This is a genomic window from Streptomyces sp. NPDC052682 (genome assembly GCF_040678435.1).
GTDB lineage: Bacteria > Actinomycetota > Actinomycetes > Streptomycetales > Streptomycetaceae > Streptomyces.
This window is the reverse complement of record NZ_JBFATS010000009.1, coordinates 98,240-116,422: the sequence shown is the minus strand read 5'-3', so window position 1 is coordinate 116,422 and position 18,183 is coordinate 98,240. Positions and strand designations below refer to the sequence as shown.

Annotated in this window: 17 protein-coding genes and 1 pseudogene; 14 read left to right on the top strand and 4 right to left on the bottom strand. The window is 71.6% G+C overall.

Features of this window, described 5'->3' with window-relative positions:
- Positions 1 to 4: 4 nt before the first annotated feature.
- Both AB0K80_RS16240 and AB0K80_RS16235 read left to right on the top strand, forming a co-directional pair.
- Positions 5 to 621 (top strand): annotated as a pseudogene (locus AB0K80_RS16240) (cytoplasmic protein).
- A gap of 56 nt (positions 622 to 677) precedes the next feature.
- On the top strand, positions 678 to 1,553 hold the full coding sequence (locus AB0K80_RS16235; RefSeq protein ID WP_365669915.1) for a PhzF family phenazine biosynthesis isomerase: 876 nt from the start codon (positions 678 to 680) through the stop codon (positions 1,551 to 1,553).
- A gap of 38 nt (positions 1,554 to 1,591) precedes the next feature.
- Here the strand turns inward: AB0K80_RS16235 and AB0K80_RS16230 are convergent, their stop codons facing one another.
- Complete coding sequence (locus AB0K80_RS16230; RefSeq protein ID WP_365669913.1) at positions 1,592 to 2,320, bottom strand: lysophospholipid acyltransferase family protein; 729 nt, start codon at positions 2,318 to 2,320, stop codon at positions 1,592 to 1,594.
- A gap of 191 nt (positions 2,321 to 2,511) precedes the next feature.
- A complete protein-coding gene (locus AB0K80_RS16225) occupies positions 2,512 to 2,928 on the bottom strand; it encodes a DUF4395 domain-containing protein (RefSeq protein WP_365669911.1) in 417 nt (138 codons plus the stop codon).
- 76 nt (positions 2,929 to 3,004) lie between these two features.
- On the opposite strand from AB0K80_RS16225, the gene AB0K80_RS16220 reads away from it, so the two are divergent.
- The 4 genes from AB0K80_RS16220 to AB0K80_RS16205 all read left to right on the top strand — a co-directional run bounded on the left by AB0K80_RS16220 (position 3,005) and on the right by AB0K80_RS16205 (position 6,179).
- Positions 3,005 to 3,418 (top strand): thioredoxin family protein, encoded by a 414-nt coding sequence (locus AB0K80_RS16220; protein WP_365669909.1) that lies wholly within the window; start codon positions 3,005 to 3,007, stop codon positions 3,416 to 3,418.
- 226 nt (positions 3,419 to 3,644) lie between these two features.
- Complete coding sequence (locus AB0K80_RS16215; RefSeq protein WP_365669908.1) at positions 3,645 to 4,154, top strand: flavin reductase family protein; 510 nt, start codon at positions 3,645 to 3,647, stop codon at positions 4,152 to 4,154.
- A gap of 219 nt (positions 4,155 to 4,373) precedes the next feature.
- Positions 4,374 to 5,162 carry an electron transfer flavoprotein subunit beta/FixA family protein gene (locus AB0K80_RS16210; RefSeq protein WP_365669906.1) on the top strand — a complete coding sequence of 263 codons (789 nt, stop codon included), beginning with the start codon at positions 4,374 to 4,376 and terminating at the stop codon, positions 5,160 to 5,162.
- Between the two features lie 54 nt (positions 5,163 to 5,216).
- Positions 5,217 to 6,179 (top strand): electron transfer flavoprotein subunit alpha/FixB family protein, encoded by a 963-nt coding sequence (locus AB0K80_RS16205; RefSeq protein ID WP_365669905.1) that lies wholly within the window; start codon positions 5,217 to 5,219, stop codon positions 6,177 to 6,179.
- Positions 6,180 to 6,240: 61 nt separating this feature from the next.
- Here the strand turns inward: AB0K80_RS16205 and AB0K80_RS16200 are convergent, their stop codons facing one another.
- The gene (locus tag AB0K80_RS16200; protein ID WP_365669903.1) at positions 6,241 to 7,146 is read right to left on the bottom strand and encodes an endonuclease/exonuclease/phosphatase family protein; all 906 of its coding nucleotides are present in this window, start codon (positions 7,144 to 7,146) and stop codon (positions 6,241 to 6,243) included.
- Between the two features lie 219 nt (positions 7,147 to 7,365).
- On the opposite strand from AB0K80_RS16200, the gene AB0K80_RS16195 reads away from it, so the two are divergent.
- Entirely contained in the window at positions 7,366 to 8,652 is a 1,287-nt protein-coding gene (locus tag AB0K80_RS16195; RefSeq protein ID WP_365669901.1) for an aldolase/citrate lyase family protein, read from the top strand.
- 365 nt (positions 8,653 to 9,017) lie between these two features.
- On the opposite strand, the gene AB0K80_RS16190 is transcribed toward AB0K80_RS16195, so the two are convergent.
- The gene (locus tag AB0K80_RS16190; protein WP_365669899.1) at positions 9,018 to 10,145 is read right to left on the bottom strand and encodes a LacI family DNA-binding transcriptional regulator; all 1,128 of its coding nucleotides are present in this window, start codon (positions 10,143 to 10,145) and stop codon (positions 9,018 to 9,020) included.
- A 117-nt stretch (positions 10,146 to 10,262) separates the two neighbouring features.
- Between AB0K80_RS16190 and AB0K80_RS16185 the strand changes: the two genes are divergently transcribed.
- The 7 genes from AB0K80_RS16185 (at position 10,263) to AB0K80_RS16155 (ending at position 18,175) form a co-directional block, all read left to right on the top strand.
- Complete coding sequence (locus tag AB0K80_RS16185) at positions 10,263 to 11,216, top strand: ROK family protein (RefSeq protein WP_365669897.1); 954 nt, start codon at positions 10,263 to 10,265, stop codon at positions 11,214 to 11,216.
- 172 nt (positions 11,217 to 11,388) lie between these two features.
- Positions 11,389 to 11,640 carry a hypothetical protein gene (locus AB0K80_RS16180; RefSeq protein ID WP_365669895.1) on the top strand — a complete coding sequence of 84 codons (252 nt, stop codon included), beginning with the start codon at positions 11,389 to 11,391 and terminating at the stop codon, positions 11,638 to 11,640.
- Between the two features lie 141 nt (positions 11,641 to 11,781).
- Positions 11,782 to 12,825 (top strand): NUDIX domain-containing protein, encoded by a 1,044-nt coding sequence (locus AB0K80_RS16175; RefSeq protein WP_365669893.1) that lies wholly within the window; start codon positions 11,782 to 11,784, stop codon positions 12,823 to 12,825.
- Positions 12,826 to 13,207: 382 nt separating this feature from the next.
- Positions 13,208 to 14,239, top strand: coding sequence for an ABC transporter permease (locus AB0K80_RS16170; RefSeq protein WP_365669891.1), 1,032 nt, complete (start codon positions 13,208 to 13,210; stop codon positions 14,237 to 14,239).
- A gap of 79 nt (positions 14,240 to 14,318) precedes the next feature.
- On the top strand, positions 14,319 to 15,989 hold the full coding sequence (locus AB0K80_RS16165) for an ABC transporter substrate-binding protein (protein WP_365669890.1): 1,671 nt from the start codon (positions 14,319 to 14,321) through the stop codon (positions 15,987 to 15,989).
- Between the two features lie 90 nt (positions 15,990 to 16,079).
- Positions 16,080 to 17,072, top strand: a complete 993-nt coding sequence (locus tag AB0K80_RS16160; protein WP_365669888.1) for an ABC transporter permease — start codon at positions 16,080 to 16,082, stop codon at positions 17,070 to 17,072.
- Between the two features lie 26 nt (positions 17,073 to 17,098).
- Complete coding sequence (locus AB0K80_RS16155) at positions 17,099 to 18,175, top strand: ABC transporter ATP-binding protein (RefSeq protein WP_365669886.1); 1,077 nt, start codon at positions 17,099 to 17,101, stop codon at positions 18,173 to 18,175.
- Positions 18,176 to 18,183 lie beyond the last annotated feature (8 nt).

The following is an 18,183-nucleotide window of genomic DNA, read 5'->3' as shown; positions in this document are numbered from 1 at the left end:
AGGTATGCGGCTGATCGGAAAGCCATTGGCTGCCGATCGGCGCATACTCTCTGACGAGGTGCGCGCGCTCGCACCCGGCTTCACCCACGTGGCCGTCGAGGCGTACGGCCTGGTCAACGGTCCCAGCACGGCGGCCGGTTCGGCGCTGCTGGACGAGGCGGCCCGGCGGCTGGCCGCACGCCTGGACGGACGCGCCCCGCACGAGGATCCGCACATGGCCGCGTGGCGCGAGGTCTACACGGCGTTCGGGGCGAAGCCGAGCGGGTCCTGTCCGAGACGGGCCTGCCCCGCATCAACCTCCTCGTCGACCTCTACAACGCCGTCAGCGTCGCCCACTTCGTGACCGTCGCCGCTGGTGCGGAGGTCGTCGAGCACCCCGACGCCGGGGAGTTGGTCTGGCGCGACGACGCGGGTGTGACCTGCCGCCGCTGGAACTGGCGCCAGGGCCCGCGCACCCGGCTCACCGAGCAGACCACGTCCGGCGTCTTCCTGCTGGAGGGCATGGCGCCGATGCCGGCCGGGGACCTGGTGTCGGCCGCCGCCGAACTGGCCGAGCTGCTGGAGAAGTTCAGCCCGGGCGCACGGATCGCCGTGCACGACCCGGCCCCCTCCCGGGCCTGACGGGCCGGCCGCCCGGGCCGGGGAATAGCCCCCGCCCGGGCGGCGTTGCAGCCGGTATGACCAGCCATACGACAGCCCAGGTCCTGCGCTACACGGCCTTCTCCAGCGATCCGGCCGGAGGGAACCCGGCCGGGGTCGTGCTCGACGCCCGTGGCCTCGACGACGCCGCGATGCTGGCCCTCGCCGCCGAGATCGGCTACTCGGAGACGGCGTTCCTGACCGCCGCGCCGGAGCACGCGGGCGGCACACCGGGCCGGGTCTTCGACGCCCGCTACTTCAGCCCCAAGGCCGAGGTGCCGTTCTGCGGCCACGCCACGGTCGCGACCGCCGTCGCCCTCGCGGAACGCATCGGCCCCGGCGATCTCCTCTTCCACACCCCGGCCGGGCCCGTCCCGGTGTCCGTGACGGACGACGGCACCGGCGCCCCGCAGGCCACGCTGACCAGCGTGGAGCCCCAGGTCACCGACGTCGAGGACGCCGACGTGGCCGAGGCGCTGGCCGCCCTCGGCTGGCAGGCCGCCGAACTGGACCCGGCGCTGCCGCCCCGGATCGCCAACGCCGGTGCCCGCCACCTGGTGCTCGCGGCCGCCGGCCGGGCGCGCCTGGCCGACCTGGACTACGACTTCGAGCGGCTCGCGCGCCTGATGCGGCGCCTGGACCTCACCACGCTCCAGCTGGTGTGGCGCGAGTCCGAGACGGTGTTCCACGTGCGCGACCCGTTCCCGGTGGGCGGCGTGGTGGAGGACCCCGCCACGGGCGCGGCCGCCGCCGCGTTCGGCGCCTACCTCCGCGAGCTGGGAGCCATCACCGCGGACGCACGCCTGACCCTCCATCAGGGACACGACCTGGGCCGCCCGTCGACCCTCACGGTGGACGTGCGCGCCGGTGACCCGCGCATCCGGGTGAGCGGTACGGCGGTGCCGCTGCCCTGACCCGGCACACGGCGGCCGGGCGGGCCCGGGCCGGTGTTCTACCGCGCCTCGGCCTCCCGGACCGCCTCCGGCGTCGGGGCCGTGCCGCCCAGGTGCGCCGGCATCCACCAGGTGTCGTCCGGGCCCTTGGGCCGCACCGGGTAGGCGCGCTGCGCCGCCTCCAGCAGCTCCTGCACCCGATCGCGCAGCTGCCGGGTGATCGCCCCCGCGTACTTGTCGCGGGAGGCCTCGATCGCCTCGCCGACCCGGATGGTGATCGGGATGTGGCTGCGCTTGAAGTTGCGCGGCTGCCCCTTGGTCCACAGCCGCTGCGTGCCCCACACCGCCATCGGGATCAGCGGCACGCCGGCCTCCTGGGCCAGGCGCGCGGCACCGGACTTGAAGCTCTTCAGCGTGAACGACTGGGAGATCGTCGCCTCCGGGAAGACCCCGACGATCTCCCCGGACCGCAGCGAGTCCAGGGCGTGCGCGTACGCCGCCTCCCCCTGCTCGCGGTCCACGGGGATGTGCTTCATCCCGCGCATCAGCGGCCCGGAGATCCGGTGCCGGAAGACGGACTCCTTCGCCATGAAGCGCACCAGACGCTTCTGCGGCAGCGCCGCCAGACCGTTGAAGACGAAGTCCAGATAGCTGATGTGGTTGCTCACCAGCACGGCACCGCCCGAACGCGGGATGTTCTCCGAACCCCGGCAGTCGATCTTGAGGTCCCACACCTTGAACAGGGTGCGGGCGAAACCGATGACGGGACGGTAGACGAGTTCGGCCATGGGCGAGGTGGAACCCTTCCTGCTCTGTCTGGGAAGGGGGCTCCCAGCGACGACAAGTTACGCAGCCGTAGGTTTGCGGCTTGTCGCAGATCGTGCCCCAAGAACGCCCGGGTAGCCAGCCCTGGTGCCCGCACGCGGCGAGATTCTCGTCACGTCGAACCGCTGACCGACCTCGGGGTTTTGCCCCGCCGTTACTCCGCCCGCACCGTCACCCGCCGTACCAGCACGTACATTTCGCACCCCAGGCAGTACCCGAACACCGCGTTGAGGAAGGCCGCCGCGAGCGCGGCCCCGGTCGCGGCGAGCCCCAGCCACCTGGGGCCCAGCGTGTAGCCGGCCAGCCCCAGGCCGGCGAAGACGAGGCCCACCGCCTGCGCGAACCGCGGCGCTTCGGGCGCCTCGAACGCGACGGGCGGCCCGAGCCGGGGCCGTACGGCCGTCCGGAACAGCCAGCCGTACGGCGAGCGGCTCACCCCGCCCGCCGCGCCCAGCGCGAACACCAGGGTCTGCCACGCCAGCAGCCACGCGCTGCCCGTGATCAGCACCAGCGCCAGGACCACGGTCGTCACGGCCGCCCCGAACCGCGGCCCCCTCACATCGATGTCCATGGAGCAAGGATTCCGCAGCGGCGCGGCTTCGGGGAGGCGGGAATCTTTGCGGTCTCGTGAACGCTTGCAGGAGGTGATGACCGGACTGATGGTGTGCGTGCTGGTGCTCGCGGCGGCGAGCGCCTGCGGAGTGCTGCAACGGCGGCGGAACGGGAGAGTGCGGGTGCGCGGGCGGGACGACGGCAAGCGGCTCGGTGCGGCCGACCTCGGCACCGACCTCGGCGAGCGCGCCACCCTCGTGCAGTTCTCCAGCGCGTTCTGCGCACCCTGCCGGGCCACCCGGCGGATCCTCGGCGAGGTCGCCGCCGTGGTCCCGGGCGTCACCCACGTCGAGATCGACGCCGAGGCCCACCTGGACCTCGTACGGCGCCTGGACATCCTCAAGACGCCCACGGTGCTGGTCCTGGACGCCGACGGCCGCGTCGTACGCCGCGCCACCGGACAGCCCCGCAAGGCCGATGTGATCGCCGCCCTGGGGGAGGCGGTGTGAGCGACGGGACCCCGGGCTTGTGGGCCGTGAGCCATCTCCCACATCACGGAACCGGCTTGACTGTGCCTGCCATCTATCGTCAGCCTGACGTCATGCCTTCGGATCTTCTTCCGCCCGGGCGGGGCACCCGTCGGGCCGTGGCCCCCGTCCGTACCGCGCGCGTGCGCTGTCCGGGCCGGTGACCAGCCGCGTACCCGATCGTCACCTCCTGCGGAAGGACAGTTCCATGACGGCCCCGACCGGCCTGACCGCCGCCCGGCTCGCCACGCCCGAGCTGCTGCGCTCCGTCTTCCGCCGCCACGCGGCGGGCGTCGCGGTGATCACCGCCCGCGGCGAGCGGGGCCCGGTCGGCTTCACCGCCACCTCCCTCACCTCCGTCTCCGCCGAGCCCCCGATGCTCTCGTTCGGCGTCGGAACGGGCGGCTCCAGCTGGCCGGCGATCGCGGCCACCGAGCACGTCGGCGTGCACATCCTCGGCGAACACCAGCAGGAGCTGGCCGCCACCTTCGCGCGCAGCGGCGCGGACCGCTTCGGCCCGGCCACCTCCTGGCGCGAGGGCCCCGAGGGCGTGCCCGTGCTGGACGACGTCCTCGCCTGGCTGGTGTGCCGGGTGGTCGCGCGCGTGCCCGCCGGGGACCACCGCCTCGTGCTCGCCGAGGTCCTGCTCGGCGACCCCAGCGGCACCGGCCGGCCCCTGCTGTACCACCAGGGCCGCTTCAACGGGCTGCGCGACTGATCCGTCCCGCCCTCCTGCTGCGCGGCCGTCGAGTTCCGGTTACGCTGCGTTGCGAAGGTCACAGTTCAAAGCGCTTGCTTAGCGGGCACGGACTGTATGTACTGACGAGTAATATTTCGCTCGGAGCGCGGGTCGCCCCGACCGGGATGGGCCGCTTGAGGCGCCTATGCTGCCTCGAGGCAGGCAGCCGAGAAATGACGATGCAGTAGGAGAGCCGGCGTGAGCTTGAGGATCGTTGTCACTGTGAAGTACGTGCCCGACGCCACTGGCGACCGGCACTTCGCCGATGACCTGACCGTCGACCGGGACGACGTGGACGGTCTGCTCTCCGAGCTGGACGAGTACGCGGTCGAGCAGGCGCTCCAGATCTCCGAGAACTCCGACGACGACGTGGAGATCACCGTCCTGACGGTGGGCCCCGAGGACGCCAAGGACGCGCTGCGCAAGGCGCTGTCCATGGGCGCCGACAAGGCCATCCACGTCGAGGACGACGACCTGCACGGCACCGACGCCATCGGCACCTCCCTGGTCCTGGCCAAGGCCATCGAGAAGGCCGGCTACGACCTGGTCATCTCCGGCATGGCCTCCACCGACGGCACCATGGGCGTCGTACCGGCGCTGCTCGCCGAGCGGCTCGGCGTCCCGCAGGTGACCCTGCTCTCCGAGGTCTCCGTCGAGGACGGCACGGTCAAGGGCCGCCGCGACGGCGACGCCGCCTCCGAGCAGCTCGAGGCCTCCCTGCCGGCGGTCGTGTCCGTCACCGACCAGTCGGGCGAGGCCCGTTACCCGTCCTTCAAGGGCATCATGGCGGCCAAGAAGAAGCCCGTGGAGTCCTGGGACCTGTCCGACCTGGAGATCGACGCCGAAGAGGTCGGTCTCGAGGGCGCCTACACCAAGGTCGACGCCGCGGCCGAACGCCCGGCCCGCACGGCCGGCACGATCGTCAAGGACGAGGGCGAGGGCGGCAAGCAGCTCGCTGAGTTCCTCGCGAGCCAGAAGTTCATCTAAGGCTCACCACCTTCACCGCCCCTCAGACTTCGCAATCCGCAGGAGTGCAATCCCATGGCTGAAGTTCTCGTCTACGTCGACCACGTGGACGGTGCCGTCCGCAAGCCCACCCTGGAGCTGCTGACCCTGGCCCGCCGCATCGGCGAGCCGGTCGCCGTCGCGCTGGGCAACGGCGCCGCCGGCACCGCCGCCACGCTCGCCGAGCACGGCGCCGTCAAGGTCCTCACCCACGAGGCGTCCGAGTACGCCGACTACCTGGTCGTGCCGAAGGTCGACGCCCTGCAGGCCGCCTGTGAGCAGGTGTCCCCGGCCGCCGTCCTCGTTCCGTCCTCCGCCGAGGGCAAGGAGATCGCCGCGCGTCTGGCGCTGCGCATCGGTTCCGGCATCATCACCGACGCCGTGGACCTGGAGGCCGGCGACGAGGGTCCGGTGGCCACCCAGTCGGTGTTCGCCGCGTCCTACACCACCAAGTCCCGCGTCTCCAAGGGCACCCCGGTCATCACGGTCAAGCCGAACTCGGCCGCCGTCGAGGCCGCCCCGGCCGCCGGCACCGTCGAGGCCCTGAACGTGTCCTTCTCCGAGAAGGCGACCGGCACGAAGATCACGGGCCGGACGCCGCGTGAGTCGACGGGCCGTCCGGAGCTGACCGAGGCCGCGATCGTGGTCTCCGGTGGCCGTGGTGTCAACGGCGCGGAGAACTTCGCGATCATCGAGGCGCTCGCCGACTCCCTCGGCGCGGCCGTCGGTGCCTCGCGTGCCGCGGTCGACGCCGGCTGGTACCCGCACACCAACCAGGTCGGCCAGACCGGCAAGTCGGTCTCGCCGCAGCTGTACATCGCCTCCGGCATCTCCGGCGCGATCCAGCACCGGGCCGGTATGCAGACCTCGAAGACCATCGTGGCCATCAACAAGGACCCCGAGGCCCCGATCTTCGACCTGGTCGACTACGGCGTCGTCGGCGACCTGTTCGACGTCGTCCCGCAGCTCACCGAGGAGATCAAGGCCCGTAAGGGCTGATCGGCCCCAAGCCGTCCGAGGCCCCCGTGACCGCGCACCGGTCACGGGGGCCTTCGCGCTGTCACAGGCTCAGGGAGGCCTGCACCGGCAGATGGTCGCTCGGGAACTGCCCGTTCACCGCGAACGTGTTGATCGCCGCCCGGCGCACCGTGACATCCGGCGTGGCGAGGATCCAGTCGATCCGGGCCCCGCCGGGCACCAGCGGCATGTAGCCGTGGAACGTCCCGTAGGGCTCGCTGCGCTCGGCCGCCGCGTCCCAGGTGTCGACGAGGCCGGCCCCCAGCAGGGTGTCGTAGACGGGGCTCCGGTGCGCCGCGACGTTGAAGTCGCCGGTCACGATCAGCGGCAGCGTCCGGTCCAGCCCGGCGATCCGGTGGGCGATGAGCGAGGCGGCACGCGCGCGTGCGTACTGGCTGGCGTTGTCCAGATGGGTGTTGAGGACGTACAACTCCCGCCCGCCGGCGCGCAGATCGCGGAAACGGACCCAGGTGACCATGCGGATGGAGCCGCCGCTCCAGGTGTTGGAGCCGACCATGTTCGGCAGGTCGGAGAGCCAGAAGTGGTCGTACTCCAGCGGGACGAGCCGGCGGGTGTCGTAGAAGACCGCCGTGAACTCGTCGCGGCTGCCGCCCGCGCGCCCCGTGCCGATCCAGTCGTAGGGCGTCGCGAGGTCGGCCTGGATGTCGCGCAGTTGCTGGTAGAGGCCCTCCTGAGTGCCGATCACGTGCGGGCGCTCGCGGCGCAGCAGCTCGCGCATCACCGGTCGGCGGGCCGCCCAGCTGTGGGGCTCGGCGGGGCTCGCGTAGCGCAGGTTGAACGACATGACCTCCAGCAGCCGGTCGCCGGGGTGTTCGTCGGCCGAGGCGGGCGCGGGGGAGAGGGCGGTACTGGAGAGCGGGACGGCGGCCGCGGCCGCCAACGCGGTCTTCAGGCCCAGGCGGCGCGTGACTCGGCTGTGGATCGGCACAGGAGCTCCTTCTGTGGCACGTGTCGCTGTGGCGGGTTTCCTGACCAGTCGTACGGATGTCGCGGGCTTCTGCGGGAAACGGTGCCAGATGGACGTGAACATGCCGAGATGGGGGAGTGGATCGGGACGCAAGAGGGTGTTGACCAGCGGGAAGACGCCCCGATAGCTTCGCTTCACGGATTGCTGATTCCGTGGAGCGGAATACAGGAGGGCGCAACGATGGGGCAGGGCCGGCAGGAGACCGTGGCGACCAGCCTCACGGGCGCCGTCAGCGAGGAGATCGGCGCCTCCCTCGCGCCGGTCGACGCCGAACTCGCGCGCCGCTACCCGGGAGACCCCGGCACCCGCCAGCCCGTCCACACCGTCTACGTCCCCGGCGACACCTTTACCGCCGGCACGATCCGCTCCTGGGGCGACCAGGCGCTCGCCCTGCTCGACGCGCACGCCCCGGACGCGGCCTCCTTCGCCGCCGTCCTCGGCCTGCCCGACGATCTCGCGGAGCCCGTGTACGCGCGCGTGCGGGCCAAGCTGGAGCGTGAACCGGTCGAGGACCTGCGCGTCGACTTCGAGGACGGCTACGGCAACCGCCCGGACGCGGAGGAGGACGAGGCGGCGGCCCGCGCGGCCCGGCTGGTCGCCGAGGCGTACGCCGACGGCACGGCCGCCCCCTCCATGGGCATCCGCATGAAGTGCCTGGAAGCGCCGGTACGCGACCGGGGCATCCGCACCCTCGACATCTTCCTCACCGGCCTGATGGCGGCCGGCGGCCTGCCCGGCGGACTCGTGCTCACCCTGCCCAAGGTGACCTACGCCGAGCAGGTCAGCGCCTTCGTCCGGCTGCTGGAAGCCTTCGAGAAGGCGCACGGGCTGGAGCCCGGCCGGATCGGCTTCGAGATCCAGATCGAGACCAGCCAGGCCATCCTGGCCGCCGACGGCACGGCGACCGTCGCCCGCATGATCCAGGCCGCCGAGGGCCGCGCCACCGGACTGCACTACGGCACCTTCGACTACAGCGCCGGCCTCGGTGTCTCCGCCGCGTACCAGGCGAGCGACCACCCGGCCGCCGACCACGCCAAGGCGGTCATGCAGGTCGCGGCGGCGGGCACCGGAGTCCGTGTCTCGGACGGCTCCACCAACGTCCTGCCGGTCGGCCCCACCGAGAAGGTGCACGCCGCCTGGCGTCTGCACCACGGCCTCACCCGCCGGGCCCTGGCCCGCGCCTACTACCAGGGCTGGGACATGCACCCCGGCCACCTCCCGCCCCGCTACGCGGCCGTCTTCGCCTTCTACCGCGAGGGTTTCGAGGAGGCCGCCGCCCGCCTCACCCGGTACGCCCACCGCACCGGCGGCGACGTCATGGACGAGCCGGCCACCGCCAAGGCCCTCAGCGGCTACCTCCTGCGCGGCCTGGACTGCGGCGCCCTCGACACCGCCGAGGTCGCCCGCCTCACCGGGATGACCCGCGCCGACCTGGAGCGCTTTGCGGCACCGCGCCGAGACACCTGACGACGCCGGCTGACGGGCCCGGCCGGGGACGGCAAGGATCCGGGCACGGACGCACGGGCGGATGAGGAGCCGGGTTCCGGGCGCTGGCTCACGCCAGCGGGGGGGGGCTGGCTGTGGTGCCTGGAGTGGCGTGGTTTCGGGTGTCGGTGTGTCTCGGGCAGCCGCTGTTTCCGAATACCGCGGGTGCGGGGCTTCGGCGCCCCTGGTGACGAGGCCTCCGGGATCGGGACTCGCTCCTCGGGCCAGGCGGCCTCCAGGTGCAGCCCGGGCGTCTTCGCTCAACGGCGTCTGCATCCAGGCCGGACGACAACGCCCGCCTCCTGGTCTCCCGGTCTCCGGGTCCGCCGGGCAGCCCGGCGCCCCGCTCAGTCCGCCGGCGGCAGTTCGCCCGAGCCGCGGGTGATCAGCCGGGTCGGCAGCTCGATGCGCTCCGGGGTGATCAGGTCACCGTCCAGCTGGCGGAACAGCCGCTCGGCGGCGGTGCGCCCGAGGGCCGCCGCGTCCTGCGCGACGACCGTGACGCCCGGCTGGAGCAGGTCGGCGAGCTCGATGTCGTCGAAGCCGACCAGGGCGACCCGGCGGCTCTGTTCGGCCAGCACCCGGACGACGGTGACGGTCACCCGGTTGTTGCCGGCGAAGATCGCGGTGACCGGCTGCGGGCCGGAGAGCATCTCCTCGGCGGCCCGGCGCACCCGCTCGGGGTCGGTGACGCCCAGGGACATCCAGGACTCGGCCACGGGTATGCCCGCGTCCTCCATGGCCGCCCGGTAGCCGCGCAGCCGCTCCGCGGCCGTGTGGATGCGGGGCATGTCGCCGATGAACCCGATCCGCCGGTGCCCGTGCGCGATCAGGTGGGCCACGCCGTCGCGCGCGCCGCCGTAGTTGTCCGACAGGACCACGTCCGCGTCGATCCTCCCGGCCGGCCGGTCCACGAACACCGTGGCGACCCCCGCCTTGAGCTCGGGCTCCAGATACCGGTGGTCGTCCCCGGCCGGGATCACCACCAGCCCGTCCACGCGCCGCGCGCACAGCGCCAGGACCAGCTCCTGCTCCCGGTCCGGGTCCTCGGCGCTGGAGCCGTTGATGAGCAGCGAGCCGTGGGCCCGGGCCACGTCCTCCACCGCGCGGCTCAGCGGCCCGTAGAACGGGTCGGCGAGGTCCTCCAGGACCAGCCCGATGCTTGCCGTACGGCCCTTGCGCAGCACCCGCGCGCTGTCGTTGCGGCGGAAACCGAGCGCCTCGATGGCCTCCTGGACCCGCCGCTCCGTCTCCGGGGTGACCCCGGGCTCCCCGTTGACCACGCGGGAGACGGTCTTCAGCCCGACACCGGCCCGGGCGGCGACATCCTTCATGGTGGGGCGGTTGCCGTAACGAGTTCCGGGGAGGCGGTCTGCGCTGCGCGCGGTCTCGGGCACGGTGCGGTGTCCTGTCCTGTCGTCGTCCGCGGGGATGCGGCGGTCCGTGGTCTTGTATGAGGATGTGGCGTCGAGCATAGGCCCTGGACAACGTTGTCACCCGCGAGAGAGACTGTCCGCACATCTCCGGCCCACGTCCCCCACCGCTGGACCGGCCAGCCCTTTTCTCGAGGATGACGGGGAGATCCGACACTGATGCACACCGACCTCGTGGCCGCGCTCGACATCGGCGGCACCAAGATCGCCGGGGCCCTGGTGGACGGCCGGGGCCGGATCCTGGTCCGCGCCCAGCGTCCGACGCCCGCGCAGGAGGACGGCGAGAGGGTGATGCGGGCTGTCGAGGAGGTGCTCGGCGAGCTCACCGCCTCGCCGCTGTGGGGAAGCGCCACCGCCGTCGGGATCGGCAGCGCGGGTCCCGTGGACGCCTCCGCCGGCACGGTGTCCCCCGTCAACGTGCCCGGCTGGCGTGACTACCCGCTCGTCGCGCGCGTCCGCGCCGCCGCCGGGGACCTGCCCGTCGAGCTGATCGGCGACGGTGTGGCGATCACGGCGGCCGAGCACTGGCAGGGCGCCGCACGCGGCCACGACAACGCGCTGTGCATGGTCGTCTCCACGGGCGTCGGCGGCGGTCTGGTCCTCAACGGCCGGCTGCACCCCGGCCCGACCGGGAACGCGGGCCACATCGGCCACATCAGCGTGGACCTGGACGGCGATCCCTGCCCGTGCGGTGCGCGCGGCTGCGTCGAGCGCATCGCGAGCGGCCCCAACATCGCCCGGCGCGCCCTGGACGACGGCTGGCGGCCCGGGCCCGACGGCGACACCTCCGCCGCCGCGGTGGCCGCCGCCGCACGGGCCGGCGACCCGGTCGCCGTGGCCGCCTTCGCACGCGCCGCCCAGGCCCTGGCCGCCGGCATCGCGGCCACCGCGACCCTCGTCGAGATCGACATCGCGGTGATCGGCGGGGGAGTGGGCAAGGCGGGCGACGTCCTGTTCGCACCGCTGCGCAGGGCCCTCGCCGACTACGCCACCCTGTCCTTCGTGCGGGGCCTGACGGTGACGCCGGCTCAGATGGGGACCGACGCGGGCCTGGTGGGCGCCGCGGCGGCCGCCCTGTCCCGACGCCCCGACGCGGCCGCCGCGGGGGTATGAGGGGCGCCGAACAACAGCAGGAACGTTCACTCGGACCTCCTGCCCGCTCACGCGTGTGCCGCGGCGATGACGCCGGGCCGTCACCGGCGTGAGGTGCACCGGCTCCGGGACGGGTGGTCCTGCCGTGTGAGTGGTGCGTGACCCCGGACCGCCCCCCGCAGTTGTGTCAGGCATGAAGAAGCGCAGCATGCTCGCCATCGCCTCTCTCGCCACCGGTTTCGTCGTCGCGGCGGTCACCCCGTCCCACGCCCTCGGCGGTGACGGGCTCGGCTCCCTCAACGTCGGCGACGCCATCGGCACCCTCGACAAGACCGTCGTCAAGGACGCTCTGGCCCTGGACGGCGCCAAGCCGGGCAAGGGCGGCAAGCACGCCAAGCCGGGCAAGAGCGACAGCAAGCCCGCCAAGCGGGGCAAGAACGGCTGACGGAACCGCGCCGGACCGCACGGCGCCGGCGCCCCCGTACGAAGGGGCGCCGGCGCCGTTTCGTGCGCCCTCAACTGGAGCTGGTTTCCGTGGCAGGGTGGAGCGGGCAAGCCACAGGGGGCCAACAGAAGAGGGGGACCTGTGACCGTCGTCTGGATCAACGGTGCGTTCGGTGCGGGGAAGACCACCACCGCACGGGAACTGGTCGAACTGATCCCGAACAGCACGCTCTTCGACCCCGAGGTCATCGGCGGAGCGCTGCAGTACCTGCTGCCGGCCAAACACCTCGCCGAGGCCGGTGACTACCAGGACCTGCCGATCTGGCGACGACTCGTGATCGACACGGCGGCCGCCATGCTCGCCGAGCTGGGCGGGACCCTGGTGATCCCGATGACCCTGCTCCGCCAGGAGTACCGGGACGAGATCTTCGGCGGGCTCGCCGCGCGCCGCATCCCCGTCCGGCACATCCTGCTCGCCCCGGCCGAAACGATCCTGCGTGCGCGCATAGCGGGCCGGGAGGTGCCGCAGGACCTGCCCGACGGCGAGATACGCATACGGCAGTGGTCCTACGACCACATCGAGCCCTACCGCGCGGCCCTCGCCTCCTGGCTCACCACCGACGCCCACCTGGTCGACACCAGCGCGCTGACCCCGTACGAGGCCGCCGCCCGGATCGCCGAGGCGGTCGGCAACGGCTCCGTGCCGGTCTGCGACATCGTGCAGACGCCCGAGCCGACCGCCGAGACGCTCGCCGCCGGTGTGCTGCTCTTCGACGAGCGGGACCGCGTCCTGCTCGTCGACCCCACCTACAAGGCCGGCTGGGAGTTCCCCGGCGGTGTCGTCGAGCCCGGTGAGGCACCCGCCCGGGCGGGGATGCGCGAGGTCGCCGAGGAGACCGGGATCCACCTCGACGACGTACCGCGGCTGCTCGTCGTGGACTGGGAACCGCCCGTACCGCCCGGATACGGCGGTCTGCGGCTGCTCTTCGACGGCGGCCGGCTCGATGCCGCCGAGGCCGGGCGGCTGCTGCTGCCCGGGCCCGAGCTGCGCGGGTGGCGTTTCGTCACCGAGGAGGAGGCCGCCGGCCTGCTCCCGCCGGTGCGCTACGAGCGGCTGCGCTGGGCCCTGCGGGCACGCGAGCGCGGGGCAGCTTTTTATCTGGAGGCGGGAACACCGGTCGGCTGACACCCCGCGAGAGGTGGCCCGCTTTCGCTTTTTTACCTTCGGTCGCGCTTTGCTTTGCCCGGCGCGGGGGATTCCGAGAGAAGAACGAGAGCGAACCGTCGCCGTCCCGACATCACCGGGAAACAGTCGCACACCGCAGGGCGTCATCGCTGGTCAACGCCAATCCCGACCCAAGGGATCTCCCGCGGTCATTCACACGCCGGCTAATCACACACCCCGTTCTCGTCAACACTCTCCCACGAGCGCAAACAATCCCTTTTCTGCCCCTGACTCGGCTTGACCGGACTCGCACGGCATTGCGAAAGTCCGCAGAGTCTCACGGCGGCCACGACGGCCGCCACCCAATTTCCTTTCTCAGGGGCAGATACGGGATGTCCGTACGATGACCACGCAACACGAACCGGTCGCGACCGGCAGCGGCACGATGCTCGTGGCCGAGGCGCCGACGCAGGACCCCGGCGCCGGCGGCACGGTCGTCGCCGGCCGATCACCGGCCCGGATGGCCTGGCAGCGCGTCCGGCGGGACAGGATCACCCTGGCCGCGCTGGTGACCACCGTCCTGTTCGTCGTGATCGCGCTGCTGGCTCCGGTGCTCACCGCCCTGACCGGCTGGGGGCCGATCACCCCCGACAACAAGGCGATCAACCCGGACACGGGCAACTTCCCCTACGGCTCCCTCGGCGGCGTCAGCCTCACCCACCTGCTGGGCGTGGAGCCGGGCACCGGTTACGACCTCTTCGGCCGGATCGTCTACGGGCTGCGCACCTCGCTCTTCGTCGGATTCGCCTCCGCGGTGCTGTCCACGGTGGTCGGGGTCGTGGCGGGGCTCGCGGCGGGCTACTTCGGCGGCTGGGTCGACTCGCTGCTGTCCCGGGTGATGGACGTGATGCTGGCGTTCCCGCAGCTGCTGTTCATCATCGCGCTCACCCCGGTGATCCAGAACGCCCTCCAGACCAACCGCCACGGCGGCACCGACGAGAACCTGCGGCTGCTCGTCCTGGTCCTCAACATCGCGGTGTTCGCCTGGGCCTACACCGCCCGCCTGGTGCGCGGGCAGGTGCTGTCGCTGCGCGAGCGGGAGTTCGTCGACGCGGCCCGGCTGATGAGCGCCGGACGCCGGCACATCCTCTTCCGCCAGCTGCTGCCCAACCTGTGGGCGCCGGTGCTGATCTCCTTCGCGCTCGCCGTGCCGCAGAACATCACCACGGAAGCGGCCCTGTCGTACCTGGGGGTCGGCGTCATCCCACCGAACCCGGACTGGGGCGCCCTGCTCTCCGACGCCTCCCAGTACTTCCTCCAGGACCCGATGTACCTGTTCGTCCCCGGTGTCCTGCTCCTCGTCCTGGTCCTGGCGCTCAACCTCCTCGGGGACGGCGTACGGGACGCCCTCGATCCCCGCGCCCGCCGCGGCTGATCCGCACCCCTTCCCCGAGTGTCGGCCCGGCGGTCCCACGAACGGCCACCGGGCCCGTAATCAGAACGGAGTTTCCTCAATGACGCGCAGAACGCGCAGACTCGCTCTCACGGCGTCCGCCGTGGCGATCGCCCTGGGGGCCACCGCATGCGGAGGGTCCACCGGCAGCAGCTCCGCCGGCGGCGCCCCCACCAAGGGCGGCACGCTCACCATCCTGAACAAGGCGGACTTCGACCACCTCGACCCGCAGCGCGTCTACACGACCGAGGGCACGAGCATGGACGAGGAGCTGGTGCGCACCCTCACCGGCTGGGACGAGAGCGGCTCGAAGCCGAAGCTGGTGGGCGACCTCGCCACCGACACCGGCACGCCCAGCAAGGGCGCCACGGTGTGGACCTTCCACCTGCGGCACGGAGTGAAGTACCAGGACGGCGCCGAGGTGACCGCCCAGGACGTCAAGTACGGCGTGGAGCGCTTCTTCTCGCCCGACATCAACGGCGGCCCGCCCTACGCCTCGCAGTGGCTCGTCGGCGGCTCCGGCTACAAGGGCCCCTTCAAGGGCAAGGAGCTCGACTCGATCCAGACGCCGGACAAGTACACGATCGTCTTCCACCTCGACCAGCCGGTGGCCGACTTCAACGAGACGACCGCCATGCCGGGCTGGTCGGCAGTGCCCAAGGGCCACGACACCGGCTCGACGTACGACACGCACCTGTGGTCCGACGGACCGTACATGATCAAGTCGTACACCAAGAACAAGGAACTGGTCCTCGTCAGGAACAAGTACTGGTCCCAGTCGACCGACCCGATCCGGCAGCAGAACGTCGACGAGATGGACGTCAAGTTCGGCCAGGACGAGGCGGCCATCGACCAGCAGATCAAGTCCGACAGCGGCGTGGCCCAGACCGCGATCCAGCAGTGGCCGATCGCCGGCTCCGACCTGTCGCAGCTCGCCGGCGACCCGGCGCTGAAGTCCCGCTACTACAAGATCCCCGCCCCGGGCATCAACTACCTGGCCATCAACACCAGCCGGGTCAAGGACGTCCGGGTCCGTCAGGCGATCGAGTACGGCCTCGACAAGACCACCATCCGCGGCGCCTTCGGCGGCTCGGCCTACGGCGACTACGCCACCACCATGCTGAACCCGGGCATGGGCGGCTTCAAGAAGTTCAACCTGTACAGCAGCAACCCGGCCGGAGACCTGCCCAAGGCCAAGGCGCTGATGAAGCAGGCCGGCAACCCCAAGCTCACCATGTCGCTCGCGGTGGAGAACACGCCCACCCACGAGCACTTCGGCGAGGCCGTCAAGACCGCGCTCGCCAAGATCGGCATCACCGTCAACATCAGCCCCATCGACGCGGCGAACTACTTCAGCACGGTCGACAACGTCAAGAACCAGTACGACCTGACCTGGGGCGACTGGATCGCCGACTGGCCGAACGCCTCCACGGTGCTGCCCGTCCTCTTCGACGGACGCCAGATCAAGAAGCTGCCGCAGTCCAACCAGGACCTGTCGTACCTGAACGACCCGGCGGTCAACGCGGCCATTGACAAGGCCGCGAAGATGACGGACATCGACCAGCGCAACGCCGCCTACGGCGCCATGGACCAGCAGATCATGAAGGACGCCGCCGTCGTCCCGCTGATGTACATGAAGTTCAGCGACATGGCCGGCTCCAAGGTCGGCGGTGTCATCCCCGACCCCATCCTGGCCGAACCCAGCCTGGTGCACGTCTACATCAAGCACTGACGCAGCCCTCCTGGGGCCCGCCGGCCGCTCCGGCCGGCGGGCACCGCGTCCACGTCAGGTCTCCGCACTCACGTCAGGTCCCCGCGCGACATGCTTCGTTATCTCATCCGGCGCCTGCTGGCAGCCGCCCTGATCATGCTGGTGATCACCACCGTCACCTTCTTCATCTTCTTCGCGCTGCCGTCCAACCCCGCACTCCTGGCCTGCGGCAAGACCTGCTCCCCGTCCCGGCTGGCGGAGATCAGGCACTCACTGGGCCTCGACCAGAGCTATGTGACGCAGTTCTGGGAGTTCTTCAAGGGCCTCTTCGTCGGCCGCGACTACGGCGACCAGAGCGTGCGCATCCACTGCGGCGCGCCCTGCCTGGGCATCTCCTTCCAGACCGACACGCCCGTCCTGACCACCCTGCTCGACGACTTCCCGGCCGACCTCTCCCTCGGCCTGGGCGCCGCGGTGGCCTTCCTGGTCCTGGGCGTCGGCCTCGGGACGGTGGCCGCCGTCCGCCGTGGCCGGGCGGCCGACAAGGCGGCGGTCGGACTGGCGCTGCTCGGTGTCTCCGTGCAGATCTACTTCGTCGGCCTGCTCCTGCTGTACCTGTTCGTCGACAAGTGGCAGATCCTGCCCGCCTCGGGCTACACCCCGATCACCCAGGACCCGGCCGCCTGGTTCAAGGGGCTGCTCCTGCCCTGGGCGACCCTGGTCATCGTCTACCTCGCGATGTACACCCGGCTCACCCGCTCCTCCATGCTGGAGGTCCTCGCCGAGGACTACATGCGCACCGCCCGGGCCAAGGGGCTCAGCTCCCGCTCGGTCGTCCTCAAGCACGGGCTGCGGGCCGCGATCACCCCGATCATCACCATCTTCGGCATGGACGTCGGCTCCCTGATCGGCGGCTCCGCGGTCATCACCGAGTCCGTCTTCGGCGTCAACGGCATCGGCAAGCTCGCGGTCGACTCGGTCCAGAACTCCGACCTGCCGGTCATCCTCGGCACCACGCTGTTCGCCGCGACCTTCGTCGTCCTCGCCAACGTCGTGGTGGACCTGGTGTACGGCCTCGTCGACCCGCGCGTCCGCCTCGCCTGAGCCCTCCCTCGTCCCTAGGAACACCCGTGTCTGTGCAGACCTCACCGCAGCCCGCGGACCTCGCGCCCGCGTCCTCCGCCTTCCTCGACGTACGGGACCTGCGGGTGCACTTCCCGACCGAGGACGGCCTCGTCAAGTCCGTGGACGGCGTGTCGTTCACCCTGGAGAAGGGGCAGACCCTCGGCATCGTCGGCGAGTCCGGCTCCGGCAAGTCGGTGACCTCACTCGCGCTGCTCGGGCTGCACAAGGGCACCCGCGCGCAGGTCTCCGGCGAGATCTGGCTGGAGGGAAGGGAACTCGTCGCCCTGCCCGAGCACGAGATGCGTGCCCTGCGCGGCCGGACCGTCTCGATGATCTTCCAGGACCCGCTGTCCGCCCTGCACCCGTTCTTCACCGTCGGCGCCCAGATCGCCGAGGCCTACCGGGTGCACCACAAGGTCTCCCAGCGGGAGGCCAGGGACCGCGCGGTGGAGATGCTCAAACGCGTGGGCATCCCGCAGCCCGAGCGCCGGGTGAAGGACTACCCGCACCAGTTCTCCGGCGGCATGCGGCAGCGCGCCATGATCGCCATGTCCCTGGTGTGCGACCCCGCGCTGCTCATCGCCGACGAACCCACCACCGCCCTCGACGTCACCGTCCAGGCGCAGATCCTGGACCTGATCCGCGACCTGCAGGAGGAGTTCGGCTCGGCGGTCGTCATCATCACGCACGACCTCGGCGTGGTGGCCGACGTCGCCGACGACATCCTGGTGATGTACGGCGGCCGGCGCATCGAGTACGGCAGCAAGCACGACGTCCTCAAGACGCCCGAACACCCCTACACCTGGGGCCTGTTGCAGTCGATGCCGCACCTGACCGGCGACGTCGGCGAGCGGCTGAACCCGATCCCCGGCTCCCCGCCGAGCCTGATCAACCTCCCGGCCGGCTGCGCCTTCCACCCCCGCTGCGCCTACAAGGGGTGGGTGCCGGAGGGGCGTTGCACCGTGGAGCGGCCGGAACTGCGGTCGGTGCCCGGCACCGACCGGCACATCGCCGCCTGCCACCTCACCGAGGAGGCCAAGCAAGAGATCCACGGCGGGGGAACCGCCCGGGCCGCGCGGTGACGGCGGCG

Excerpts from the sequence above, each read along its gene's own strand:
- AB0K80_RS16235 (WP_365669915.1), top strand. The coding sequence starts at position 678 with ATGACCAGCCATACGACAGCCCAGGTCCTGCGCTACACGGCCTTCTCC.
- AB0K80_RS16230 (WP_365669913.1), bottom strand. The coding sequence starts at position 2,320 with ATGGCCGAACTCGTCTACCGTCCCGTCATCGGTTTCGCCCGCACCCTG.
- AB0K80_RS16225 (WP_365669911.1), bottom strand. The coding sequence starts at position 2,928 with ATGGACATCGATGTGAGGGGGCCGCGGTTCGGGGCGGCCGTGACGACC.
- AB0K80_RS16220 (WP_365669909.1), top strand. The coding sequence starts at position 3,005 with ATGACCGGACTGATGGTGTGCGTGCTGGTGCTCGCGGCGGCGAGCGCC.
- AB0K80_RS16215 (WP_365669908.1), top strand. The coding sequence starts at position 3,645 with ATGACGGCCCCGACCGGCCTGACCGCCGCCCGGCTCGCCACGCCCGAG.
- AB0K80_RS16205 (WP_365669905.1), top strand. The coding sequence starts at position 5,217 with ATGGCTGAAGTTCTCGTCTACGTCGACCACGTGGACGGTGCCGTCCGC.
- AB0K80_RS16195 (WP_365669901.1), top strand. The coding sequence starts at position 7,366 with ATGGGGCAGGGCCGGCAGGAGACCGTGGCGACCAGCCTCACGGGCGCC.
- AB0K80_RS16190 (WP_365669899.1), bottom strand. The coding sequence starts at position 10,145 with ATGCTCGACGCCACATCCTCATACAAGACCACGGACCGCCGCATCCCC.
- AB0K80_RS16185 (WP_365669897.1), top strand. The coding sequence starts at position 10,263 with ATGCACACCGACCTCGTGGCCGCGCTCGACATCGGCGGCACCAAGATC.
- AB0K80_RS16180 (WP_365669895.1), top strand. The coding sequence starts at position 11,389 with ATGAAGAAGCGCAGCATGCTCGCCATCGCCTCTCTCGCCACCGGTTTC.
- AB0K80_RS16170 (WP_365669891.1), top strand. The coding sequence starts at position 13,208 with ATGACCACGCAACACGAACCGGTCGCGACCGGCAGCGGCACGATGCTC.
- AB0K80_RS16165 (WP_365669890.1), top strand. The coding sequence starts at position 14,319 with ATGACGCGCAGAACGCGCAGACTCGCTCTCACGGCGTCCGCCGTGGCG.
- AB0K80_RS16160 (WP_365669888.1), top strand. The coding sequence starts at position 16,080 with ATGCTTCGTTATCTCATCCGGCGCCTGCTGGCAGCCGCCCTGATCATG.